Consider the following 24,452-nt stretch of genomic DNA (forward strand, 5'->3'; position numbering starts at 1 on the left):
TCCTGCGCCTTTGCGTTTTACCCAAAGGCGCGGTATTCAAAAATCAGTTGTGATGCAAATCGCTCAAAAACTTCTGAGCCCGGGCGTGCTGCGGGCGCGTGAAGAAGTTTTCGGGCGTGGATTTCTCCAGAATTTTCCCCTGATCCATAAACCAGATCGTGTCCGCCACTTCGCGGGCAAAATTCATTTCGTGCGTTACGCACATCATGGTCATGCCTTCCCGCGCCAGACCGCGCATCACGTTCAGCACTTCACCGACCATTTCCGGATCCAGCGCTGACGTCGGTTCATCAAACAACATCACCGGCGGTTTCATGGCTAACGCGCGCGCAATGGCGACGCGCTGTTGCTGTCCGCCGGAAAGCTGCGCCGGATAGGCATTGGCTTTATGCGATAAACCAACGCGTTCCAGCAGTTCACCCGCGTGCTGACGCGCTTCCTGACGCTTCACGCCGAGCACTTTCACCGGCGACATCATGATATTTTCCAGCACCGAAACGTGCGGGAAAAGGTTGAAGTTCTGAAACACAAACCCGATGCGCGTGCGCAGCTGATTCAGGCGCGTGCTGGTGCCGTGAATGTCGATGCCATCAAATAAAATCTGGCCTTCTTCAATCGGCTCCAGCCGGTTGACGGTGCGGATCAGCGTCGATTTACCCGAGCCTGACGGCCCGCATACCACCACCACTTCACCGCTTTTAATTTCTGCACTCAGATCGGTCAGCGCCTGGTATTCGCCATACCATTTATTGACCTGATTAAATAAGATCACCGGTCGCATCGTCGCTCCTTATTGTGATTGAGTCTTGGTCAGCAGCATCGCCTGCGCCACGTTGTCCGCTTCCGGCACGCGGTTCTGCCGTTTGCGCGTAATGCGCGCTTCCAGCTTATTGGCGAGCCACGTCAGGCTGAAACAGATGAGGTAATAGCCAATCGCGACAATCGCGAAAACCTGAAACGGCTTGGTCAGCAGCTGGTTGTTTACCTGATTGGCGGCAAAGGTCAGCTCCGGTACGTTAATCACGTAACCTAGCGTGCTGTCTTTAATGATGGAAACCAGCTGGCTGACCAGGCTTGGCAGCGTGTTGTACAACGCCTGCGGCAGAATAATCAGGCGCAGCGTTTTGAAATAACTCATGCCCAATGCGCGCGCCGCCTCGTACTGGCCGCCCGGCAGCGCCTGAATGCCGCCGCGCACTATCTCGGCGATATACGCACTTTCATAAATCACCAGCGTACACAGCATGGTGCTGAATCCGCTGATGTTGTGGCCGATTAACAGCGGGACGCAAAAGTACGTCCAGAACACCACCATCAGCAGCGGAATACCGCGTAAACCGTAAACCCAGCAGGCGGCGGGCCAGCTCAGCCAACGGAACGGCGATAAACGCGCCAGCCCGAGTAAAACCCCTACCGGCAGCGCAAACAGAACGGCCAGCACGGAAATCAGCAGCGTACAGAGGATCCCGCCGAGCGGCCCCTGCGGGTATTGTCCCATCAGGAACAGCATCCCGTTGTCGTGCAAAATCGTGAACATTTCGAGCATCGGATTACCTCGCGTAGACCCGCTGGAACCGGCGGGCCAGCAATGCACCGGCACCCATCAGCAGCAGAGAGAAGAACAGATAACCGGCAGAGGCCACCAGATACGATTCGAAAGTGCGGAACGTCTGGTTTTCAATATCACGGGTCACGTAAGTCAGTTCAGCCACGCCAATGACCATCGCCAGGCTGGTGTTTTTGAACAGCAAAACGGTGTGGTTGAGCAGCGACGGCAGCGCGTTACGGATGCCCTGCGGCAGGATCACCGAGCGCAAAGAACGGGTGTAACTCATGCCCAGTGCACGTGATGCCTCGGTTTGTCCTTCAGGAATAGCGCGTAAACCGCTGCGGATGTCTTCGGAGAAATACGCCGCCTGACACAATCCGAGCGCAAACATCGAGAACAGAAATTCGGCGTTAAAATCGTTAATCCACATCTGCACGGATTCGGGCAGCAGCGTAGGAATGGCGAAATACCACATCATCAGCTGGATAAGCGTCGGCACATTGCGGTGGTACGACACATACGCACGGACAAAATATTCGGCGGCGCGTTTGTGCGTCAGCCGGATGACGACCAGCAGCAGGGCAATAAACATCGCCAGCAGCCAGGATCCCAGCGCCAGCTTGAGGGTGACAACCATACCATCGACGATCATCTGCCCGAACTGACCGGTCAGGACTTTGCTGAAATCGAGCGTCATCGTATTTTCACCCTCCTGAATGGTTGAACTGTCGGTTTATAAGGAAAACGGGTTTAGCGGGAAAATCACAGACCTTCGCCGGGGCGCATGGTGGAAAGGCCACCGGGAACCTGCAACGTCGGGGTGATCTCGATGTTGCCGATGTTCACGGCAACCGGCGCAGACAGGGCAAACGCCACGCAGTCGGCGATGTCTTTGGCTTCAGGCAGTTCAAAACCGTCAATGAAGCGGCGGCGGGCTTCTTCGTGATCGCCGGAAACGTTGCCGAAAATGTCCGTTGCCACGCGGCCGGGGCAGATTTCGGTAATGCGTACCCGCTTGCCGTAGCAGTCAACGCGCAGCTGGCGCGAGAGGGCGTGAACGCCGGCTTTGGTGGCGTGATAAATCGAGTTGCCACCGAAGTTATAAATCGCGGCAATTGAGGTGATGTTAATAACGTGGCCGCGATCGCGTTCCATCATGCCCGGCACCAGCAGGCGGCAGAGATGCAAAACCGCGCGCAGATTCACGTCCACCTGCGTATCCACGGATTCTTCATCGGCGTTCAGGATAGAGCCGGGGCGCGAAACACCGGCGTTGTTCACCAGAATATCCACGCTGATTTCGCTGCACAGGCGCGTGACGGCGTCGAGGTCGCTGACGTCGAGTGCGTGCGCAATACAACCGGTGCGGGCAGCGAGGGCGGCCAGCTGATCGGCGCGGCGGGCGACGGCGTGAACCGTAATGCCTTCCTGACAAAGGCGTTCGACAATGGCTTCACCCATTCCGGCCGATGCGCCGGTCACCAGCGCGGTTTTGTAATCTGAAAATGGCATTGCGACTCTCCTGTTAAACCCCGGCTCCGTCATGTTCTGCCGGTGGGTGTTTTCTGACTGTATCCAGTAATTGTCAGGCGGTATAAGACATAAACTGTGTGAGGCGATAAGCGGGACTTATAACAGCGCGTTTTCCCTCGCCAGCTCCCGGCGTTGCCGGGCTGGCGGCATCAGCGCGATATCCATTTCGGCAATAATTTCCCGCAGCGTATGCACCATTTCGATGGATTCCGGCGTATCGCCGTGAACCAGAATCGACGTTGCAGTCACCGGCAGCGTCACGCCGTCGATGCTTTGTACCGTGCCTTCGCGCAGCAGCTGGCGGATACGCGCGCGCACCTGCTCTTTGTCATGAATGACCGCGCCCGGTTTCGCCCGGCTGACCAGCAGCCCGTTGCTTTCATACGCGCGGTCGGCGAGAAACGTGCAAATCACCGGCAACTCCAGCGCCCGCGCCATACGTTCAACGGCGTTGCCGGACATTGTGCTGATGATCATCTGTGCATCGAAATCCTTCACCGCCTGCAATAACACCCGCGCCAGCTGAGCGTCTTCGGAGACCATATTCCCCAGCGCGCCGTGAAAACTCATGTGTGTCAGCGGGTAATCCGCCGCTCTGGCAAACGCCGAAAGCGCGCCCAGCTGGTAAGTGACGTAATGCGCCATGACCTGCGGTTCGATGTGCATCCGGCGGCGGCCAAACCCGGACAAATCGGGGAACCCGACGTGCGCGCCGAGATCCACCTGATACTTTTTCGCCAGCGCGACGGTTTTCGCCATAATCACCGCGTCCCCGGCGTGAAACCCGCAGGCCACGTTGGCGGAGGTGATCAGCGGCATCAGCGCGGCGTCGTCGGCAAGGGTGTAATCGCCAAATCCTTCGCCGATATCGGCGTTTAAATCGATATATTTCATGCGGCCAGCTCCTCGCGGCGTAACGTGAAAATCTCCTCGCCGTATTCCACGCAGTCACCGTCTTTTACGGAAAGGGGTTCCACCACACCCTGCACCGGGCTGCGCAGCGGCAGGTAAATCACGCCGACTTTCAGCAGGCCGAGCAGCGCGTCTTTCCCGACTTTTTCACCGGGCTGAGTAAACGGAATTTTGCTGAGCGGATGCTGTAGCAACACGATACCGGGGAAGGGCGCACGCACCGTGTCGGGGGCGGCCAGCGCGGGAAGCGCAGGCGTTTCGTCCGGCACGCGGCACGGCAAAAGAGCAAGGGAAACGGGCGCGTATTTTATGCTGACCCGGAAGCCGTTTCCGCGCAGTTCAATCTGGCTGAGGCCGGACTTGCGCATCTTCTGTGCGACAGAGCGCAACTCGCTGAGTGCTGGTGCTTTTTTTTCCATATCCATCCCGTCAAAGAGAGAGTGTCCCCGCGCAATAACGACGACAAAACGACCCGCTGAGCGGGCGGTAAACGCACTCTATCGTGTCACTGCGGACGTCAGGAAAGAGGATTTCGCTTTGCGGTAATAAGGTGCGCTTATTACCCCACCAGCGTCAGTGGCCGGTTATCTACCGTGCGGCTGGCCATCAGCGACAGCAAAATCGCTTTGACCGCTTCGGCGGGTTGGGAAAGCGGCAGATGGTCGGACATACAAAATGACAGCGCCGCCTGAATATTCGGTTTGTCGATTTTCGCCATCCACGAACCGGAGGCTTTGAGCATCGCACGGGCGGCGGATTCCGGCATGATCGTGCAGCCTAATCCTGCGGCCAGCGCGGCATTGAGGGTGGTTTGCGATTCGATTTCGCACTTCACGCGGTACGTCACTTCTTCGTGGATAAACGCGTCGTCGATGACTTTACGCATGATGTTATAAATACGCGGCAGGAACAGATCGTACTTTGCCACCTGCGCCAGACTGACGGTTTTCAGTGGTTTGCTGAGTGCGTGCGGGCACACGAAATACAACTCTTCTTTCATCAGCGGCATAAAGCGTAGCCCGTGAATTTCGCGGTTGCCGTAAATCACCGCCATATCCATCCGGCCATTCATGATGAGTTCGCTCAGCGTGGTGCCGAAGTTTTCATTAAAATACAACACAATACCCGGATATTGCCGGTGGACTTCTTCCATCAGCGGCAACGCCAGCTGTTGTGCGGCGGTGCCCGGCGCAAGCCCGACGGAAACGCTGCCCGAAAGCGCCAGCGCCGAGCCGTCAATCGCGCTCTGCGCCTGATCGCACTGGCGCAAAATAGCCTGTGCGTGGATATATAAAATTTTGCCCGCTTCGGTCGGCGTCACGCCGCGTTTGGTGCGGATCAGCAGTTGCTGATTCACTTCGCCTTCCAGCGTGGCGAGTTGCTGGCTGAGCGCAGGCTGCGCAATATGCAGGATATCTGCGGCCTGAGTGAGGCTGCCCACATCGACAATCTTGATAAAATATTTAAGGCGGCGGAGATTCACGATGGCATCCTCATCACGTAAACGAGTGGTGTTATAAGTAATGTGTATGAAGCAAGATGAGTGCCAACACGCACTGATGCGCTGATTTATGCCTGTGCGCCGGGTTTCCTTCTGATTTCACCGCCGGTTTGGTCATTGCGTAGCCGGATATTTTCGGCGTTTGCGCCGCCTGCCGGAAAATGACTTCCTCCGCCTGCACTGCACCGGTGCAAATTGCCTGATTTGCGCGTTCAGCCATTGCTTTGTGTTATGTCATCACAACAAAGCGCTATTGGTCGGCGCGGTCCGTTCCTCATTACTCTTCCCCCTGTAGTGCCTCATCGCTGTCCGTCTTTTTACGTTCGATAAAAACAATGGAACCCCAGGACCATGCCTGATATCGCCGACCGCTTAAAAAATGTCTCTGTTTCTGCCTCCGTCGCCATGACGCAAAAGGCCCGTGATCTCGCCGCCGCCGGCGTGAACGTCATCGCGCTTTCTACCGGCGAACCGGATTTTCCGACGCCACGACACGCCACGGAAGCGGCCTACGCCGCCGCGCTCGGCGGTGATACCCGCTATCCGCCAACCGACGGAACCCCGGCTTTGCGGGCGGCTATCGCGCGTAAATTCCAGCGCGATAACCACCTCGATTACGATGTGAGCCAGATCCTCACCGCAGGCGGCGCGAAGCAAATTATCTTTAACGCGATGCTGGCGACGATTAATCCGGGCGATGAAGTGGTGATCCCGACGCCGTCGTGGATCAGCTATGCGGATATCGTCAAATTTGCGGGCGGTATTCCGGTGCCGGTGGCCTGCCCGGAAGAGAACAATTACAAGCCGTATCCGCAGGACATTGAAGCGGCGATCACGCCGAAAACCAAATGGCTGCTGCTGAATTATCCGGGCAATCCGACCGGTTCCGTGGCAACGCGTCCGGAATTGCAGGCGATTGGCGAAGTGATGCTGCGCCATCCGGGCGTGTGGATCCTGACCGATGATATCTACGAACACCTGATTTACGACGACGTGACGTTTTACACGCTGGCCGAAGTGGAGCCGCGATTGCTCGATCGCGTGCTGACGGTTAACGGCGTGTCGAAAGCCTATTCCATGACCGGCTGGCGTTTAGGTTTTTGCGGCGGTCCGAAAGATCTGATTAAAGCCATGAGCAACGTGAACACGCAAAACAGCGGGGGCGTCACCACGCTTACGCAGGCGGCAGCGGTTGCTGTGCTTAACGGCCCGCAGGGTTTACTGAAAGAGCGCGCCGAAATCTACCGTCAGCGCCGCGATTACGTGCTGGAGCGTTTAACGTCCGTGCATGAACTGCGTTGCCATAGACCGCAGGGCGCGTTTTATCTGTTCGTGAATATCGAAGGCTGTATCGGGAAAACCACCGCAGGCGGGCGTCACATCGATAATGATGCCGATTTTGTGATGGCGCTGATCGAAGAAAAGCACGTCGTCACCGTGCAGGGCGCAGCGTATGGCATGAGCCCGTACTTCCGTATTTCCTACGCCACCAGTATGGAAATTTTGCAGGACGGCTGCGACCGGATCGCGGAGTTTTGTGCAGGTCTGAAATAAAACCTCTGAATTCCAACCGTAAAAAAACGGGCCTTTTTCGGGCCCGTTTTCTGTTTCATCATGAGGGAAATTTAAAACCCCATCACCGTCTTCACCGGCATTACGTTATCGCGCAGGCGGGAGAACCACTGGTTGATCTGACGTGCCACGCCAATGGCTTCGCGTGCATCGCTTTTGACAAGCCGGATGCTCTGACCGGGCTGAACCTGCGCCAGACGCCACAAATCTTCTTCAATAATGCCGGCAATTTTCGGATAGCCTCCGGCAGTATTAGCGTCGGCCAGCTGAATGATGGGCTCGCCCGCAGGCGGAACCTGCACGATGCCGGGGATTAACCCGTAGGAACGCATTTCAATGACTTTCGACGGCGTGACCGGTTCGCCGGACAGCCGGTAACCGGTGCGGTTGCTGTGCAGGGAAACCTTCCAGGGCTGCGACCAGAAGCGGGGAAGATCGGCTTCAAACAGCGCATATTCACCGGCGGGAATGGCGCGCAGTTGCACCAGTCCCTCAGTGCTGGTCGGGAACACGTTGGCCAGCGCAATCTGCGGCGGCTCGATACCCATGCCTTGTGCAGGCAAAGGTGAGATGAAAGAATCGCCTGCCGCAAGACGATCGTTTTTCGCCAGCGGTCGCCCGTCTGTTCCGCCGAAACCGCCGCGCAGGGCGGTACTGCGCGAACCCATGATGACCGGCACGTCAATGCCTCCGGCGACGCACAAATAGCTGCGCGCGCCGGAACGCGGAAACTGCATTTCCAGCTCCTGTCCGGCGCGGACGGAACAGGCCCACCAGGGCGGAAGCTCTTCGCCGTCGAGCTTCGTGCGGCAATCCGCGCCGGTAACGGCAATGCTGGTATCGGCAAGAAACCTGACTTTAAACGGGAACATCTGCACTTCAATGCAGGCGGCGTTTTCGTCGTTGCCCAGCAGGATGTTGCCCGCGCGAAACGCCAGCGGATCCATCACGCCGCTGACGGACACGCCGATATCCCGAAATCCGCTGCGGCCCGCGTCCTGAACGGTATTCAGCGGGCCGGTTTTCACAATTTCAATCACAGCTTTTGGGGTCACAGTTCTATCCTTTCTGGCAGGAACCGCACGCTGTCACCCGGTGCCATCAGCGCGGGATTCTCAGCGCACGGGTCAAACAGCGTCAGTTCGGCGAATCCGATGGCGTTCCAGCCGTTGGGCCCGGTGAGCGCGGAAACGCCGGTCTGCGCACCGCCGATGGTCACGGTGCCTTTGAGCATATTCAGCGAGGGGACTTTTTTACGCGGCGTAGCGAGAGACGGATCCAGCCCGTGGAGATAGCCAAAACCCGGCGCGCTGCCCAGTGAAAATACCGTGTAGCTGCCCTGAGAATGGCGGCGGATGACGTCGCGGGGCGAAAGCCCGGTATGCTGACAAACCGCATCCAGATCCGTGGCATGTTCGCCGCCGTAAATCACTGGAATTTCAATCAGTTTGCCTTGCGGATGAACGGCCTGCGCCTGTTCCCACGCGCCGGCCAGCAGGGCGAAAGTCGCGTCATAATCTTCCGGCGTCTGGCGAAACAGCACCAGCAAATTGGTGACGCCGGGGATCAGCGATTCGACGTCATCGCGCATGCGCAGTGTGGCCGCCAGCGACCAGATGCGGCGCTGGGCGGGCAGGTCGAAATCACCCGGTGCTTCAATCAGCCACGCACGGCTGCCGATGGTGGAGATTTTGATGTTGTCGCCCTGACTGGCAAGAATATAAGAGACGCGGGAAGGCACCTCGTGCGACACAATGGTCATCGGCTATTCCAGAGGTTCGAATTTAAGGCTGGAGAGCGGCTGAACTTTGTCTTCGCGCACCATTTTGTATTCGGTATTTGGTCCGATCCAGTTTGCCCAGATTTTATCGATGGTGCCGTCGTCATCCATCGCTTTCAGGCTGCCGTTCACTTTTGCCAGCAACGCCGGTTCGTCCTTTTTCATACCGACGCCAATCGGTTCCAGCGCCATCGGTTCTTTGATCATCCCCAGTTCGATGCCGTCTTTTCCGGCCTGAGAAATCATCTTGATAGCGGTCATGGTGTTGGTGACAAAGCCCACGGCTTTATTCTGTTCGAGTGCCAGAAACGCCGAGGCGGCATCCTGGAAGGTCACGGCTTTCGCGCCCGCCAGATAAATGGATTGCTCTGACGTCGTGCCTTTGGTGGCGCTGATGCGTTTGCCTTTAAAATCCGCACGGGTTTTATCGACGTTCGGCTTTTTCACCACCAGCACTTCTTTCGCCACGTAATACGGGTCGCTGAACTGAATCTGCTGGCCGCGCGTTTTAGTGTACGCCAGATTGGCAATCAGCACGTCGGCGCGGCCGGTTGCGATCACCGCGATGCGCGCTTCAATAGAGGTCGGCATCAGATTGAGTTTTACGCCCATCTGTTTGGCTAACGCCGTGCATAAATCGACGTCCATTCCGGCCAGCTGGCGTGTTTTCGGATCCGGCGAAGAGAAAGGCGGCACATCGGAATACACGGCACAGTTAAGTGCGCCGCGCGCCTGAATATCAGAGAGAACATCGGCTTTCGCAGAGGAAAAGGCCGCCATCAGTGGCAATGTCAGCAAAGAGCAAGACAGTAACTTCAGTTTCATCATTCATTCTCCGGGTCTTTTAATTAGCGGTGTGTGACGACAACTTCCCCTGGCTCACTGTGAGCAAAACTGGCTGCGGTTTCTTATGAGGTCAACCCGACTATATAAGCTCAATCTGGCGTTGTATAAGAAGTAAACCCTGTATGGCGATACGCTTTTTGTATGACCGCAAAAAAGGGGGCTCTGCCAGAATAGTGGTCAGTTTCAGACCGTTAATCTCAAAGAGTAAAAGGGTAAAACATGAACGCCAGAATGGGTGTTTCGCTGAAAATATTATCCGCCCTGTGCGCCACGCTCATGCTGGCCTGCGTAAAAGGGTTGGGGGGAAATATTCCTACCGGAGAAGTGATATTCTTTCGCTCTTTCGTCGCCTTATTCCCGCTGCTGATCTGGCTAAAATTGCAGGGGCCGGTTATTGCGCAAATTAAAACGAAGAATATATTCGGCCATTTAATTCGCGGATTTTCCGGCACCGGCGGCATGTATTTTAACTATCTGGCGCTGGTGTATATCTCGCTGGCAGATGCCACAGCAATCAGCTACGCCGCGCCGCTGTTTACGGTGATCATGGCCGCTATTTTGTTGCGAGAAAACGTGCATGCCGCCCGCTGGATGGCGGTGGTGGTCGGTTTCACCGGCATTCTGGTGATGCTGTGGGCGCATCTGCGTGACAGCGGTTCGCTGCTTTCGGGCGGGTTTACGCAAGTTTCAGCCGGACTTGGCGTGATTCTGGCGCTGCTGGCGGCAATGTGTACGGCGGTGTCGTCGGTGCAGATCCGTTTTCTGAACGGTATCGAAAGGCCGGGTGCGATTGTCTTCTACTTCTCGCTGATGACCATGCTGATCGGGCTGGCGACGATTTTCTTCGGCTGGAAAATCCCCGATACCCGACAGCTTTTGCTGCTGACGGGCTGCGGATTTTTCGGCGGAATGGCGCAGATCCTCATTACGCTGAGCCTGCGCTACGCCGATGCCTCGCTGCTGGCACCGTTCGATTACACCACGATGGTCTGGTCGATGATGATTGGTTTCCTGTTCCTCGACAGCCTGCCGACCGTTTCGACGCTGGTTGGCGCATCGGTAATTGCCGCCGCCGGAATACTGGCCGTATTGAGCGAAAGACGCCGGGGAAAAGCGTTGCTCATCAAACCGGTAAAAGCCGAATAGCCGCGCAACGCCCGCAGTGAGCGGCTTGCAAAGAAATTCGTGATTTACCTTTCGTGCTAAGTAATGATAAATTACCGCCATGAAAACTCAGATACATACCATGACCACATCACGTTGTTCCTGGTGGCTGCCACTCTAAAGGCGGCTGAATTCCTGTATCTGTTCACAAAGCCGCCGGAAGGCGGCTTTGTTGTTTATCAGACTCCTTTCCGGCGTAAAAAACCAAAAAGGAACTCTCATGAATAACGCAAAAACCATTCTTACCGGCGACCGTCCTACCGGTCAGCTGCATTTAGGCCACTTTGCTGGCTCCCTGCGCCAGCGGGTGGCGCTGCAACACGATAATCAGCAATACATTTTGATCGCCGATCTTCAGGGGCTGACCGACAACGGCAATTCCCCGCAAAAAGTCGCCGGTAATATTCCTGAAGTGATGGCGGATTATCTGGCGGTGGGCATCGACCCCACTAAAACGGTGGTCTGCCTGCAATCTGCATTGCCCGCGCTGGCCGAACTCACCCTGCTGTATATGAACATCGTGACCGTGGCGCGCGTCGAGCGTAACCCGACCGTGAAAAGTGAAATTACTCAGAAAGGTTTCTCCCGTTCGCTGCCGGTCGGTTTTATGACCTACCCGATCAGCCAGGCGGCGGATATCACGGCGTTTCAGGCGGATTTAATTCCCGTCGGCGATGACCAGTTACCGATGATTGAGCTGACCAATGAAATCGTCCACAAGATGAACAGCCTGACGGGTCAGCCGTTGCTGCGCCATTGTCAGGCGCTGCTGAGCAAAACGGGGCGTCTGCCGGGCATCGACGGCAAGGCCAAAATGTCGAAATCCCTTGGCAATACGCTGACGCTTTCCGCCAGCGAAGAAGACATACATCAGGCGGTCTGTGCGATGTATACCGATCCGAATCACCTGCGGGTTAACGATCCCGGTCAGGTCGATGGCAACGTGGTGTTCAGCTATCTGGACGCATTCCACCCGGACGCAGAAAAAGTCAGCGCGATGAAAGCGCATTATTTGCGCGGAGGATTAGGCGACCGGGCTTGTAAGGACGAACTGGAAGGCTGTCTGCAAGCCCTGCTCGCGCCGATCCGCAGCCGCAGGAATGCGTTTATTCAGGACAAAGGTCAGTTGCTGGCGTTGCTGCGCCACGGCAGCGAACAGGCGCAAAACGTCACGCAGCAAACGCTGGTGCAGGTAAAACGCGGGCTCGGGTTGCCGGTGATGTTCTGATTTAGCCTTGCCCGCCGTCCGCGAACTCAGAAAATTTGAGTAAAGGTTCGGTAAAAAAAACAAACTTTTATCAAATTATGCCGTTAACCTAAAAACAGTATTTTATTTTCAGGCGTGATGGAGTTTGCTATGCGAGAGTCCGGTCAGATTTTTGAAGAGGCCTGCAGGATGGTGGGTGAATGTTGTTTGATGCTTGCTCAGAACTGTGAGGAAGTCAGCCGCAGGCGCATTGTTTTTTGTCTCGAACGTGCGCAGGAAGAGGCGTTAGATTTCCACGGTGAGCCGAACTCGGCGCTCCAGCTGGCGATCAAACACATCAAAGGCTTATGAGTTGCTAAACCACAATGTTGCAGCCTCATGCACGTAATTAACCTGAGGTGATTATGAACAATCCGTCTTTTGCGTCCCGCCAGATTGGGGATTTTACTGTAACGGCCCTGAGCGACGGAAACATGGCGGCAAGCCTGGATCTGTTGTCCGGCATTGAGACGGCAGATGCCGCGAAAATACAACGTGACGCCGGGCTGGCAGAGCCCGGCAATATTCATATCAATTGTTACCTGATCCGCGGGCCGGGGCGCACCCTTCTGGTCGATTCCGGCACCGGCGGGCTGAATAATTCCGGCGGAAAGCTCGGTGAAAATCTGCGGTCTGCGGGCGTGGCTCCCGAAGATATCGATACGGTTCTGCTGACGCACGCGCACCCGGACCACATCGGCGGGCTGCTGGACGCGCAGGGGCAACCGGTTTATCCCAATGCAGAAATTCATATTCACCCGCTCGAAGCCCAATACTGGCGCGATGACAGCAAAATGATGCAGGTCGCGGAGCACCGGCAGCGTAATTTCTTGCTGGCGCGCCGGATGCTGACGGCTTACGCGGCGAAGCTGAAGTTTCTTGATGGCGCGGAGATTGTGAAAGGCATTCGTTCCGTCTGGCTGCCCGGTCATACGCCGGGGCACAGCGGATACCGCATTGATTCGGGCAATCAAAGCCTGCTGATTTGGGGCGACATCGTGCATTTCCCGCACATTCAGTCCGCGCAACCCGGCGTTTCCATCGCCTTTGACTGCGATCCCGTTCAGGCGGAAAACACCCGTAAAACCATCATGGCGCAGGTCGCCCGCGAAAAACTGCTGGTGGCAGGTATGCATTTCGGCGAACCGGGTTTTGCGCATATCGTGCCGGTGACTCCGCCGGACAACACCGACGGCTATCATGTGGCTTATCCGGAAAGCTGAGAGAGGTTAACCGCTGACGCTGAAGCACCCAAAAGCCTGATCCCCACTCAGTGAAAGGTCGGGTACCGTGAATCTTCGAATTTTGCGAAATGGACGTCGCTCTCCAGAAGGGGCGTGATTTGAAAGCAAAAAAGCACTATCAGGCTGGATGAGGATATCTGCGTTCATATTTTTAGGGCGCAAGCGGCGATGATTGGCGTCTGAATTACGGTTGCCGGAATTTTTCAGATCATCACGACGTTACGAAAAGAAGGGACGCGGGGCGATGACATTCACCTGATTTCCTCTCAATGCTTGCCGGCCTCAACTCGGAACTGTCCGTAACACACCTCGGGCAGGCTGAGGTGTTCTACCCTTAATACTACGTTTTTAGTTTAAGGAGCCATCATGAGCAGTCAGAAACCCCTTCCTCCGTCCCTCAATCAGCCACATGTGGATGCGTATCCAAAGCCCCCTTTTGAAAGGCAGAAACAGCCGTTCCCGGGTCTGGCGAGCAAAATGGTCCCGGTTCCGGATCACGGTGAAACCTCTTATCAGGGGAGTTCCAGGCTTGAAGGCCGCAAGGCACTGGTGACCGGCGGTGATTCGGGTATTGGCCGCGCTGTCGCGATTGCATTTGCCCGTGAAGGCGCTGATGTCGCGATTAACTATTTGCCGGAAGAAGAACCGGATGCCCGGGAAGTCGTCGATTTACTGCGCAGTGAAGGGCGCAAGATTATTGCGATCCCGGGTGATCTCCGTGATGAGCAGTTTTGTCAGAGGCTGGTAAAAGAAGCCGCGGAACAGCTCGGCGGGCTGGATCTTCTGGTGAATAACGCCGGGCGTCAGCAGTTCTGCAATTCGATTAAAGATCTCACGACCGAGGCGTTTGACGCGACGTTTAAAACCAACGTTTACGCGATGTTCTGGATAACCAAAGCGGCGCTGGATTATCTTCCGCGCGGCAGCTCGGTGATCAACACAACCTCGGTTCAGGCATTTTTGCCGAGTGAGAATCTCCTCGACTATTCGCAAACCAAGGCTTCAATCGTGGCGTTTACGAAATCGCTCGCCAAGCAGCTTGCGCCTGACGGAATTCGTGTGAATGCTGTCGCGCCCGGCCCGTACTGGACGGTTCTGCAAACCTCGGGGGGGCAGCCGCAGGAGAAAGTTGAAAAATTTGGCGAGCAGGCACCGCTGGGGCGCCCCGGCCAGCCTGCGGAAATCGCGGCGCTGTATGTCTCGTTTGCATCGCCGGAAAGCAGCTATTCTTCCGGACAGGTCTGGTGTTCTGACGGCGGGACGGGAACGCTGTAATTAGCTCTAAAAGTAATGAGTACTAAAAAGTGACCCCGTCACGTTAGCCGTGACGGGGTCTTCAAATGGGGGATGACGCAGTGAGGGAGATTACAGGGTATAACCGGGTTTTTTCGCCATCTGATCTAATGCCGGTCTGATGACCGGATCATACACATCGCTCTTCCACGCCTCTGGCTGAACTTCCGTCAACATCACGGAGATGGCTTTGTCCGTCGTCCCCAGATGATTAATCAGCACGGCGGAAAGGTCATCGACCAGTTTTTGCGTCGCTTCTTCTGAAAGCCCGCGCGGATAAAATTTCAAATCAATATGTGGCATTACGGTGCTCCTGTCGGATGGGCTGAACCATTTCCCGTAAAGCTACCGTAATTCACGTCAGCTCAGCAAACCTAAATGCTCGACCAGAATCGACGTACCGATGCCAATCAGCACGATACCGCCCAGCACTTCGGCCCATTTCCCGATGGCCGCGCCGAGAAAACGGCCCAGCAGCATGCCGGAGGTTGCCATAATGGTGGTCGCCGCGCCAATCGTCAGCGCCATCACCAGAATATTCACTTGCAGGAATGCCAGCCCGACACCGACGGCCATCGCATCCAGACTGGTGGCAATTGCGGTGGTCACCAGCAGCCAGAAACCGTGACGGCGCGGCGCTTCAACTTCTTCGGCCTTATCTTTTTTGAAGGCTTCGGAAATCATACGGATCCCCAGAACCAGCAGCAGGGTGAACGCCACCCAGTGATCCCAGCTCATAATAAACTGGCTGGCCGCCAGCCCGATAGCCCAGCCGATCACCGGCGTTATGGCTTCAATCACGCCAAAAATTAATCCGGTACGCAGTGCCTCTTTCAGCGGGGGACGGTGCAACGCGGCACCTTTGCCGATAGCCGCCGCGAAGGCATCCATAGACATACCAAAAGCCAGAATGAGGATAGTATAAAGTTGCATAAAAACGGACCGGTCATGCCTTTGGTGACAAAAAGGCGGGTTATCATCAGAAGCGCGCAGTCTGCCACAAAAAACAAAATAAAAAAACCATAATATTCAACTAGTTATAGTGTTGGTTAAGAATGTTAGCCTTGGCTATATTTGTATGAAAAGGCTTCATTTGGCCTGAAATTCATCCGCAGAGGGGCAAAAAAGCCTGTAATCCTAATCCGTTAGGTTCTGAGGGGGGATTCACTAATTCTCAGCGGGTGAGGCGAGTCTGCAGGAGGCTGAATAAACACGGTGAAAGAATGAATGCCGGGACTTGCACATCACCGGCTTCCACAATCATTACGCTATGACACGTTAAACTTTACGCGATGCCGGCCCCGTCGCTTCCTCGGAAAAACGTGCGGTGATGGCGTCGCGCTCGTAGCCCTGACGCTCGGTGAGAATGGAATACAATTCCGGGCGTCGGCCGTAGATCCAGCGGCGGCCCGAACTCAGGGGGATCAGCGTTAAATCCAGTTCGGCGCTGACCATGGCGTCAGCGGCAACCCAGGTTTCGCTGATGATCCGGCCATAGGGGTCGAGGATCATCGCGTTGCCGGTGCGGACTTCATCCGCATCGGCGCCCACGCCGTTGCTGAATAAAATGAACAGTCCGTTATCATGCGCACGCGATGGCAACCAGCGCAGGATCCATCCGCGGCCACTTTCCCCTTTAAACGCGGCGGTGATTTCTTCCTTTCGTTGCGCACGTTGTTCCCACAATTCCAGCGGAATGGGTTTCATGCCGTGCGGGCTGCGCGAATGGGTGCCGCCGGTCTGATGCGGTGCCAGCAGGATATCCGCGCCAAGCAGCGTGGTCGCGCGTACGTTTTCCACCAGATTATTGTCCCAGCAAATTAGGATCCCCACCTTCACGCCCCACGGTGTATCAAAAACGGTAAAACCGTCACCGCAGCTAAACGCAGGATGTTCAAACGCGTGAAGTTTGCGGTGCGCGTGATAAGAACCGTCCGGCATGCAGGCCACGTAGGTGTTATAAATCCGGCCATCTGTCGCGCGTTCGATAAGGCCCGCGCCAATCAGCATCTGATTTTTCGCCGCCAGCGCCTTGATCAGTGCCAGCGACGGGCTGGTTTCAACCGCTTCAGCCAGCGCATTCACTTCTTCCGCCGAAAGACCCGGCACGTGCCAGTAACCGGTGATGCACATTTCCGGGAAGGCCAGGATCTTCACACCCTGCGCGGCGGCCTGTTCAATGTATTTCTCCATAATCAACAGGTTATAAGCCTTATTGCTGGCCTGATGCTGAAACTGAACCACTGCCGTTTTTATCGATTTTACTGCCGTGACTTCGCTCATCGCCGTTCTCCGTAAAGGGTCACAAAGGGTGACTTTCACTGGCATTACAGCAATCCGGCTGATAACTTTATAATGAATTGTTTTTCATTTTTGATAACCAAACGGAATGCAAAATATGAATACGCGACTGCTCAAGGCGTTCGTGGTGCTGGCAGAAAAAGGAAATTACGCCCTGGCAGCAGAGGCGCTGGCGATATCGCAACCTGCGCTCACCAAACAGATCAATCTGCTGGAATCCCGGGTAAACCTGGCGCTGTTTACGCGTGGCCGCCACGGCACCGCGCTGACGGCGGGCGGGCAGCGGCTGTTGCCGGAAGCGAAAAAAGTCGTCGCGCAGGCGGAGCTGTTTTTGCATCACGCAGAACAGGTGGCGAAAGGGCGCGAAGGTTTTCTGGCGGCAGGTTTCGGGCTGTCCAGTTTTTATTTTGCGCCGGAATGTATTGCGCAGTTCCGGGCGCAGTATCCCGGCGTTGACATCACGCTCGAAGATCTGCCCTCGGCGCAGCAATACGACATGCTGCAAAGCGGGGCGTTGCAGGTCGGGTTTGTCCGTGTGCCACCGGCGAAACCGCTCAGTTATCACAGCCTGTTTGACGATAATCTGGTGCTGGTCACGCCGGAGAATAATGGCCTGAGCATCGAAGACTGGCTGCAAAAATTCCCGTTGCTGCGTTTGTACCCGGCGCGCGGCGGCGGTCTGGATACGCAGACGACGCTGTTCCTGCACGAGCAGCACATATTTCCGGGCGCCACGCAGCAGGTGGAAGATATTCAGACGATTGTCGCGCTGATTATTGCCGGTACCGGCGTGGCCCTGTTGCCGCAAAGCGTGGTGCATATCGCGCCACCGGGGTTGAATATTGTGCCGCTTTCGGGGGGAGCAACCCGCTGGCAGGTGGGCATCGCCTGGGACCCGCGCTATGACGATTCTGTCCGCGATAATTTTATTGCGATTGCAAAAGGCTTTGTGCGTTAAATGTTTCTTTTATGTAAAGAAAATGAGGGTTGTTGAGGCAGCGAACAGGTGGCAGCAGCTATACTCTGAAAATGGGACAACAAAGGTTGTCCTGAGACATCGCGAAGCCACTTATGACACATATAAAAAAGAAATCATCACTGCTTACTGTGACTGTGGCCTGTATTGGTGTCGTGTATGGCGACATCGGTACCAGCCCGTTATATACCCTGCGGGAATGCCTGACCGGCCAGGCGGGCATCACCCTGACACAGAGCTCTCTGTTCGGCTTTCTGTCGCTGATCTTCTGGCTGCTGATGCTGGTCGTTTCGGTCAAATACATCAGTTTTGTGATGCGCGCCGACAACGACGGCGAAGGGGGAATTCTCACCCTGATGTCGCTGGCCGTGCGCAATCTGAGCCCGCGATGGGTGCCACTTATCATGTTTCTCGGGCTGGTGGGCGGCAGTTTCTTCTACGGCGACGGCGTCATTACCCCGGCGATTTCGGTGCTTTCCGCCATTGAAGGGCTGGAAATCATCGAGCCTTCCCTCGATCGTTTTATCATTCCGTTTTCCATTGCCGTTCTGACGCTGCTGTTTTTCATTCAGAAAAATGGCACCGGCAGCGTCGGGAAAATCTTTGCGCCGGTAATGGTGCTGTGGTTTGTCACGATTGGCGTGCTGGGCCTCAGCGGGATCTTGCGTAATCCGCAGGTCTTGCACGCACTGAACCCGTACTGGGCGGTGCACTTCTTTGCGGAATACAAAACCGTTTCGTTTTTCGCGCTCGGCATGGTGGTGCTGTCCGTGACCGGCGGGGAGGCGCTGTACGCTGACATGGGGCATTTCGGTAAAAAGCCGATCCGCATTGCGTGGTTTATTCTGGTCGGGCCATCGCTGGTGATGAACTATTTCGGGCAGGGTGCGCTGTTACTCAGCAAACCTGACGCCATCCAGAATCCGTTTTTCCTGCTGGCACCCGGCTGGGCGCTGATCCCGCTGCTGATACTGGCGACGCTGGCGACGGTGATTGCCTCGCAGGCGGTGATTTCGGGCGTATTCTCCCTGACGCGTCAGGCCGTGCGGATGGGGTATCTGCCGCCGATGCGCATCATCTACACCTCTGATGAAGAGTCGGGGCAGATCTATATTCCGGTCGTCAACTGGCTGCTCTATTTCGCGGTGCTGATTGCCATCCTCAGCTTCAAACACTCCAGCAATCTGGCGTCTGCTTACGGCATTGTGGTGACGGGTACGATGGTCATTACTTCACTGCTGATAGGCATTGTGATGGTGAAAAACTGGGGCTGGAAAAGCGGGGTGGGCGGCCTGATGATGGCGGTCATGCTACTGATTGATGTGCCGTTATTTGCCGCGAATCTGGTCAAACTGTTCTCCGGCGGCTGGCTGCCGGTGGTGATCGGCCTGACGATTCTGCTGATTATGCTCACCTGGAAAACTGAACGTAATCGCCTGCTGAGGCGTTTACGTCAGGATCCGGAAGCGCTCGAAGCGCTGATTGTGTCACTGGAAAAATCGCCGCCGAAACGTGTACCCGGTACCGCCGTGGTGATGTCGCGCGGGCAATATGAAGTGCCGCTGGTGCTGCTGCATAATCTTAAACATAACAAGATATTGCATGAGCGCGTGGTGTTACTGACGGTCGCCACGGAAGATGTGCCGTACGTGCACAACGTCCGGCGTGTGACGATTGAGCAGCTTTCGCCGTCATTCTGGCGTGTTATCGCCAGTTATGGCTGGCGGGAAAAACCTAATGTCACTGATATTTTGTACCGCTGCGGGCTGGAAGGGCTGAAGTGTACGATGAATGAAACGTCGTTCTTTATGTCGCGGGATACCTTTGTGCTGGGCGATCCGCGTCCTTGGTATCTCAAAGCGCGGGGGAAACTGTTCCAGGTGTTACAACGTAACTCCCTGCGTGCGCCGGAACATTATCATATTCCGCCAAACCGGGTGATTGAGCTGGGTGCGGTGGTGAAATTCTAAAAGCAAACGGCCCGTTTCCGGGGATGAAATCCGGAAACGGGCCGTGCGGAAAGCAGAACAGTTTAGCTCTGCGGATCCTGAAGTTCAGTGATGTTAGCTGCCTGAGGCGATGACGTCGTGGTATCCGTCTGCGACTGCAACGTGGTGACAGGCACAGACTGCGTAGTGGTCTGGGTTGCCGGTGTAGTCGTGGTTTCAGTCTGCGTGGTGGTAGACGGAGTCGTGGTTGCCGCAGCCGGCGTTGTAGTGGTTTCGGTTTTGGTTGTCGTCGCCGGCGTTGTAGTGGCTGGCGTTGCTGTTGCGGTTGCTGCTACAGGTGCTGTAGTTTCTGCTGGCGTCGTTGCTGATGCCGCCGCAGGCGTTGTGGTTTGCGCCTGAACGTCCGTTGCCGGTGCCTCAATTTGCGTTGGCAGGGCCGGGATCGGTTCTAACGGCACCGACTCTGACTTAGGTTTCGGGATCGGGGTTGTCGCGCGAACCAGGAATGTCGGCTTGAGATTCGCAACGGAATAGGTCACATGGCTGATGTCGTTGCGTGACGTTGTCACATCGACAGGCGCAATAGTCACGCGTCCGATCAGTGAACGGGCGTAACCGCCGACCTGATGTTTCCCTTCCGGAAGCTGCACTTCCACGCTTTCGCCAAGTCCCAGCGCACCGGCATCTTTGCCATCAATGGTGACGTAAATCTGGGTGCCATCGTCAGTTTTGGTCGGAACGTGTGTGACGGTCAGACGCGTGGAACCGAGATCGAACGCCGGTTTTTCAGCGGTTTTGGTGTTTGCGCATCCTGTGAGTGCGAAAACGGCCGCAACGGCAGCCAGGGTGAAACGATAACTCATAGTGCGACGTCTTCCTTTAAGGGATTTTTGTGATCTGCGTACCAATATACCCGATCTCAGGATTGAGATGAATGTCGCCGCGGGGAACTCGGAGGATTCTTCTTATCTGTCTGTCACCCTCACCAAATTTTCGGTTGAAGCGCTTCGTCAATTTGTGTATTTTTATGCAAATTATCTGCATAAAATAACAAACACACAGGAGTGTCCATGTTCAAGTCTTTAGTTCTCACCGGGTGCCTGCTTTCTTCCTTAATCACTTCCGCCTACGCCGCGCAGACCACATATGTGGTCGGTTCCGGCGGCACGTATCGCCCTTTCGAATATGAAAACAGCCAGAAACAGCTGGAAGGTTTTGATATCGACATCATCAAAGCTATCGCTAAAGCGGAAGATTTTGACATCAAACTGGTCAATACGCCGTGGGAAGGGATTTTCGCCACCCTGAATTCCGGTGATCGTGACATCATTATTTCCGGCATCACCATTACCGACAAACGTAAAGCGATGGTCGATTTCTCTGCGCCGTATTTCCCGGCAGAACAATCCATCGTGGTGCCTGCGGATTCCAAAGTGGATTCCGTTGCTGCGCTGAAAGGCCTGAAAGTCGGCGTAGTGAACTCCAGCACCGGCGACATCGTGGTATCTGACGCACTGGGCAAAAACAGCACGGACATCAAACGTTTTGATAACACGCCACTGATGTTGCAGGAACTGGCGGAAGACGGCATTGGCGCAGCGGTTGGCGACGTCGGCGTGGTGAAGTACTACATCAAATCCCATCCTGAAAAAGCCCTGAAACTGGTGCCGGACAGCAAGTTCGAACGTCAGTATTTCGGCATTGCGGTCGCCAAAGACAACACGGAATTGTTGGGTAAAATCAACGCCGGTCTGAAGAAAATCGTTGCTGACGGCACCTACGCAAAAATCTACGAAACCTGGTTTGATAAGAACGTGCCAACGCTGCCAGCGCAATAAATCCCCCCAGAAAAATATTGATATGCAGGGGCGTGAAAGCGCCCCTGAACAAGGACAGGTATGACCGGATTTCGCTGGGAGATAATCTCAGAATATGCGCCGCTGTTTGTACAGGGCGCGCTGATGACCATCAAATGCACCCTCATTTGCGTCATTTTAGGCACCACCTGGGGCCTGCTGCTCGGCCTCGGACGCATGGCCCGCGCCGACGACGGCCCGTGGAAATATGTTCTGCGCTTCGCCGTGCAATGGCCGGTGCGCATTTACGTCAGCGCATTTCGCGGGACACCGCTGTTTGTGCAGATTATGGTGGTTCACTTCGCGCTGGTTCCGCTGTTCATCAATCCGCGTGACGGGATTTTAGTGACCAACGGCCTGATGTCTTCGGATTTCGCCCGTGCGTTACGCTCCGATTACGGCGCGTTTTTATCCTGTGTCGTCGCGATTACGCTGAACGCGGGCGCTTACGTTTCCGAAATTTTCCGCGCCGGGATCCAGTCGATTGATAACGGCCAGATGGAAGCGTCACGTGCATTAGGGATGGGCTGGGGCAAAACGATGCGCAAAGTGATTTTGCCGCAGGCGTTTCGTCGTATTCTGCCGCCGCTGGGCAATAACGCGATTGCGATTGTGAAAGATTCTTCGCTGGCGTCCGCCATCGGCCTGGCCGATCTGGCTTACGCGGCGCGAACTGTTTCAGGCGCTTACGCCACCTACTGGGAACCCTACCTGACGATTTCGCTGGTGTACTGGGTTCTGACTTTCCTGCTCTCGTTACTCGTTCAACACATGGAAAAGAGGTTTGGCAAAAGTGATTCACGTTAAGGATTTACAGAAACAGTTCGGTGAAACCCACGTTTTGCGCGGCATCTCGTGTGATATCGCAGAGAAAGAAGTGGTGTGCATCATCGGCCCGTCCGGTTCGGGGAAAAGTACCTTCCTGCGTTGCCTGAACGCGCTGGAAAAACCGAACGGCGGCGAAGTAGTGGTGAACGGTTTCGCGGTTCATGACCCGAAAACCAATCTGAATACGCTGCGTTCCGGCGTCGGAATGGTGTTCCAGCGCTTTAATCTGTTTCCGCACATGACGGTGCTGGAAAACCTGATTATGGCGCCGATGTCGCTGAAAGGGTTGTCGAAAGCCGAAGCGGTTTCACGTGCTGAGAAGCTGCTGCAAAAAGTCGGGCTGATCGACAAAATCGACGCCTGGCCTTCCAGCCTTTCCGGCGGTCAGCAGCAGCGTGTGGCGATCGCCCGGGCGCTGGCGATGGAACCTTCGATCATTTTGTTCGACGAACCGACATCTGCGCTCGACCCCGAGCTGGTCGGCGAAGTGCTGGCCGTCATGAAACAGCTGGCGCTCGAAGGCATGACGATGGTGATCGTGACCCACGAAATGGGCTTTGCCCGTGAAGTGGCCGATCGCGTGGTGTTTATTGATCAGGGTGTGATCCAGGAAGAAGGGCCGCCAGCGCAGCTTTTCACCGCACCAACCAATCCGCGTACCCGCGAGTTCTTGAGTAAGGTGCTGTAATCCGTCATCCGGAGGTAACTTGCCTCCGGATACTTCCTCCCTCTAAACACTTCACCCTCTGAGTTTTATCGGCCAAAAGTCCGCGCCCTGATTTTGTGCTAAATTACCCTCAAATTCCCCGCATCCCGAGGCACCATGATTACCCCGCAAAACCGTACAACCCGCGAAATGAAGATCAATAACGTGGTGCTGGTCACTCAGGCGTTGAAATCACTGGGCTCGGCGACCAAAGCGGAAGTGGCGGCGCAAACGGGGCTGAGTATTGCGACCTGCGGCGCGGTGCTTAATGAATTACGTCTGACGCGTGAAGTGCTGGCGCTTGAGCTGGAAGAATCCCGCGGCGGGCGGCCTGCGCAGCGTTACGCGTATAACCCCGATTATTTCTCCGTGCTGAGTCTCTATGCGCAGGGCAGCGATGCGGCGGCGCAGATTATCTGGTCGGTGAATTCGGCCACGGGCGCGAGCCTGGCGCAGGGCGAAGTGCGCTTTCTGCCGCTCAGCCTGGAAACGTTTTATCAGCAGATTGCCGGGTTGCTGGCGGATTACCCGAACATTAAAGCTCTCGGTATCGGCCTGCCGGGCGTGGTGGTGAAAGGGCGCGTGGCGACCTGCGATATCAGCGCGTTCGCCGGTGTGGATATCGAACAAGAGCTGCGCGAAAAATTCGGTATCTACGTGCAGGCTGACAACGACATGAACTACACCGCCTATGGTTTTTACCGCAGCAGCTGCGCGGGAGAAACCGCGCCGGTAGCCTACATTTTCAAGCCTGACGTGCCTTGCCTCGGCTGCGGAATGGTCATCAACGGGCAGGTGTTGCAGGGCGCCAGTCAGTTTGCGGGCGAGGTGTCGAACCTGCCGTATAAAGATCTCGATAAGCTGCCTGTGGCGGAAGAAATGGCCAAGGTCATTGTCTCGCTCAGTGCCATTATCAACCCGGCGACAATTGCGCTCTCCGGCCCGAAAATCAGCGATGCGCTGATCCCCGAACTTACCCAACGCTGTCAGGAGCATATTCCCGCGCAGCATATGCCCGCGCTGATTTATCGCCCGTCGATGCGGCAGGACTATCTGCAAGGCATCACTGAACTCACGCTGAATAACTACAACCTGCATATCGCTTTCGGAAACTAATCGCGCCTCAGGCGTTGACTTTGCGTTGTCCTGATCAATATACTGCGCACTTATTAAAAGTCTTTTAATAACTATCCAGT

27 protein-coding genes are annotated in these 24,452 nt (G+C 55.7%); 13 read left to right on the plus strand and 14 right to left on the minus strand.

Features of this window, described 5'->3' with window-relative positions:
- Positions 1–43: 43 nt before the first annotated feature.
- From M2403_RS14820 to nac, 7 genes are all read right to left on the minus strand, one after another.
- Complete coding sequence (locus M2403_RS14820; protein ID WP_152323830.1) at positions 44–781, minus strand: amino acid ABC transporter ATP-binding protein; 738 nt, start codon at positions 779–781, stop codon at positions 44–46.
- 9 nt (positions 782–790) lie between these two features.
- A complete protein-coding gene (locus tag M2403_RS14825; protein WP_152323831.1) occupies positions 791–1,546 on the minus strand; it encodes an amino acid ABC transporter permease in 756 nt (251 codons plus the stop codon).
- 4 nt (positions 1,547–1,550) lie between these two features.
- Entirely contained in the window at positions 1,551–2,246 is a 696-nt protein-coding gene (locus tag M2403_RS14830) for an amino acid ABC transporter permease (RefSeq protein ID WP_101077553.1), read from the minus strand.
- Between the two features lie 65 nt (positions 2,247–2,311).
- Complete coding sequence (locus M2403_RS14835) at positions 2,312–3,061, minus strand: SDR family oxidoreductase (RefSeq protein WP_152323832.1); 750 nt, start codon at positions 3,059–3,061, stop codon at positions 2,312–2,314.
- 117 nt (positions 3,062–3,178) lie between these two features.
- Positions 3,179–3,976 carry a LamB/YcsF family protein gene (locus M2403_RS14840; protein WP_152323833.1) on the minus strand — a complete coding sequence of 266 codons (798 nt, stop codon included), beginning with the start codon at positions 3,974–3,976 and terminating at the stop codon, positions 3,179–3,181.
- Positions 3,973–4,413 carry a biotin/lipoyl-containing protein gene (locus tag M2403_RS14845; RefSeq protein ID WP_165060267.1) on the minus strand — a complete coding sequence of 147 codons (441 nt, stop codon included), beginning with the start codon at positions 4,411–4,413 and terminating at the stop codon, positions 3,973–3,975. Before M2403_RS14845 ends, M2403_RS14840 begins: the two co-directional genes overlap by 4 nt.
- A gap of 140 nt (positions 4,414–4,553) precedes the next feature.
- Complete coding sequence (gene nac, locus M2403_RS14850) at positions 4,554–5,477, minus strand: nitrogen assimilation transcriptional regulator NAC (RefSeq protein WP_152323835.1); 924 nt, start codon at positions 5,475–5,477, stop codon at positions 4,554–4,556.
- A gap of 60 nt (positions 5,478–5,537) precedes the next feature.
- On the opposite strand from nac, the gene M2403_RS14855 reads away from it, so the two are divergent.
- Together M2403_RS14855 and M2403_RS14860 are read left to right on the plus strand one after the other, a co-directional pair.
- Positions 5,538–5,660, plus strand: coding sequence for a hypothetical protein (locus M2403_RS14855; protein WP_259229799.1), 123 nt, complete (start codon positions 5,538–5,540; stop codon positions 5,658–5,660).
- A 186-nt stretch (positions 5,661–5,846) separates the two neighbouring features.
- Positions 5,847–7,049, plus strand: coding sequence for a pyridoxal phosphate-dependent aminotransferase (locus tag M2403_RS14860; RefSeq protein WP_152323836.1), 1,203 nt, complete (start codon positions 5,847–5,849; stop codon positions 7,047–7,049).
- A 71-nt stretch (positions 7,050–7,120) separates the two neighbouring features.
- Here M2403_RS14860 and M2403_RS14865 read toward each other — a convergent pair whose 3' ends face one another.
- Genes M2403_RS14865 through M2403_RS14875 form a run of 3 tightly spaced genes read right to left on the minus strand, consistent with a single transcriptional unit; the run spans position 7,121 to position 9,672 of the window.
- Positions 7,121–8,107: a biotin-dependent carboxyltransferase family protein gene (locus M2403_RS14865; RefSeq protein ID WP_259230168.1), complete on the minus strand. Its 987-nt coding sequence runs from the start codon at positions 8,105–8,107 to the stop codon at positions 7,121–7,123.
- Positions 8,108–8,118: 11 nt separating this feature from the next.
- On the minus strand, positions 8,119–8,829 hold the full coding sequence (pxpB, locus tag M2403_RS14870) for a 5-oxoprolinase subunit PxpB (RefSeq protein ID WP_259229801.1): 711 nt from the start codon (positions 8,827–8,829) through the stop codon (positions 8,119–8,121).
- A 3-nt stretch (positions 8,830–8,832) separates the two neighbouring features.
- Entirely contained in the window at positions 8,833–9,672 is an 840-nt protein-coding gene (locus M2403_RS14875) for a transporter substrate-binding domain-containing protein (protein ID WP_259230169.1), read from the minus strand.
- Positions 9,673–9,912: 240 nt separating this feature from the next.
- Here M2403_RS14875 and M2403_RS14880 point away from each other — a divergent pair, with 240 nt between their 5' ends.
- The 5 genes from M2403_RS14880 (at position 9,913) to M2403_RS14900 (ending at position 14,622) form a co-directional block, all read left to right on the plus strand.
- On the plus strand, positions 9,913–10,839 hold the full coding sequence (locus tag M2403_RS14880) for a DMT family transporter (protein ID WP_259229802.1): 927 nt from the start codon (positions 9,913–9,915) through the stop codon (positions 10,837–10,839).
- A 238-nt stretch (positions 10,840–11,077) separates the two neighbouring features.
- Positions 11,078–12,085, plus strand: a complete 1,008-nt coding sequence (gene trpS / locus M2403_RS14885) for a tryptophan--tRNA ligase (RefSeq protein ID WP_259229803.1) — start codon at positions 11,078–11,080, stop codon at positions 12,083–12,085.
- 129 nt (positions 12,086–12,214) lie between these two features.
- Positions 12,215–12,415 carry a hypothetical protein gene (locus M2403_RS14890; protein WP_104925015.1) on the plus strand — a complete coding sequence of 67 codons (201 nt, stop codon included), beginning with the start codon at positions 12,215–12,217 and terminating at the stop codon, positions 12,413–12,415.
- Positions 12,416–12,468: 53 nt separating this feature from the next.
- A complete protein-coding gene (locus M2403_RS14895; protein WP_165060290.1) occupies positions 12,469–13,326 on the plus strand; it encodes an MBL fold metallo-hydrolase in 858 nt (285 codons plus the stop codon).
- A gap of 387 nt (positions 13,327–13,713) precedes the next feature.
- A complete protein-coding gene (locus tag M2403_RS14900) occupies positions 13,714–14,622 on the plus strand; it encodes an SDR family oxidoreductase (protein ID WP_259229806.1) in 909 nt (302 codons plus the stop codon).
- Positions 14,623–14,712: 90 nt separating this feature from the next.
- Here M2403_RS14900 and pptA read toward each other — a convergent pair whose 3' ends face one another.
- The 3 genes from pptA to M2403_RS14915 form a co-directional block, all read right to left on the minus strand.
- Positions 14,713–14,943 (minus strand): tautomerase PptA, encoded by a 231-nt coding sequence (gene pptA / locus M2403_RS14905; protein WP_152323843.1) that lies wholly within the window; start codon positions 14,941–14,943, stop codon positions 14,713–14,715.
- Positions 14,944–15,000: 57 nt separating this feature from the next.
- Positions 15,001–15,573, minus strand: coding sequence for a manganese efflux pump MntP (gene mntP / locus M2403_RS14910; RefSeq protein ID WP_152323844.1), 573 nt, complete (start codon positions 15,571–15,573; stop codon positions 15,001–15,003).
- A gap of 345 nt (positions 15,574–15,918) precedes the next feature.
- A complete protein-coding gene (locus M2403_RS14915) occupies positions 15,919–16,923 on the minus strand; it encodes a nitrilase family protein (RefSeq protein ID WP_152323845.1) in 1,005 nt (334 codons plus the stop codon).
- 115 nt (positions 16,924–17,038) lie between these two features.
- Between M2403_RS14915 and M2403_RS14920 the strand changes: the two genes are divergently transcribed.
- The gene (locus M2403_RS14920; RefSeq protein WP_165060296.1) at positions 17,039–17,899 is read left to right on the plus strand and encodes a LysR family transcriptional regulator; all 861 of its coding nucleotides are present in this window, start codon (positions 17,039–17,041) and stop codon (positions 17,897–17,899) included.
- A 113-nt stretch (positions 17,900–18,012) separates the two neighbouring features.
- Complete coding sequence (gene kup, locus M2403_RS14925) at positions 18,013–19,887, plus strand: low affinity potassium transporter Kup (RefSeq protein ID WP_152323847.1); 1,875 nt, start codon at positions 18,013–18,015, stop codon at positions 19,885–19,887.
- A gap of 62 nt (positions 19,888–19,949) precedes the next feature.
- On the opposite strand, the gene M2403_RS14930 is transcribed toward kup, so the two are convergent.
- Positions 19,950–20,729, minus strand: a complete 780-nt coding sequence (locus M2403_RS14930) for a hypothetical protein (protein WP_235937407.1) — start codon at positions 20,727–20,729, stop codon at positions 19,950–19,952.
- 207 nt (positions 20,730–20,936) lie between these two features.
- Here M2403_RS14930 and M2403_RS14935 point away from each other — a divergent pair, with 207 nt between their 5' ends.
- From M2403_RS14935 to M2403_RS14950, 4 genes are all read left to right on the plus strand, one after another.
- A complete protein-coding gene (locus M2403_RS14935; protein ID WP_165060300.1) occupies positions 20,937–21,704 on the plus strand; it encodes a basic amino acid ABC transporter substrate-binding protein in 768 nt (255 codons plus the stop codon).
- Between the two features lie 60 nt (positions 21,705–21,764).
- A complete protein-coding gene (locus tag M2403_RS14940; protein WP_152323849.1) occupies positions 21,765–22,529 on the plus strand; it encodes an amino acid ABC transporter permease in 765 nt (254 codons plus the stop codon).
- Positions 22,516–23,238 (plus strand): amino acid ABC transporter ATP-binding protein, encoded by a 723-nt coding sequence (locus M2403_RS14945; protein WP_165060580.1) that lies wholly within the window; start codon positions 22,516–22,518, stop codon positions 23,236–23,238. Before M2403_RS14940 ends, M2403_RS14945 begins: the two co-directional genes overlap by 14 nt.
- A gap of 135 nt (positions 23,239–23,373) precedes the next feature.
- Positions 23,374–24,372 (plus strand): ROK family protein, encoded by a 999-nt coding sequence (locus M2403_RS14950; RefSeq protein ID WP_259229808.1) that lies wholly within the window; start codon positions 23,374–23,376, stop codon positions 24,370–24,372.
- Positions 24,373–24,452: the final 80 nt, after the last annotated feature.

Source organism: Rahnella sp. BIGb0603, from assembly GCF_024808755.1.
Classification (GTDB): Bacteria; Pseudomonadota; Gammaproteobacteria; order Enterobacterales; family Enterobacteriaceae; genus Rahnella; species Rahnella contaminans.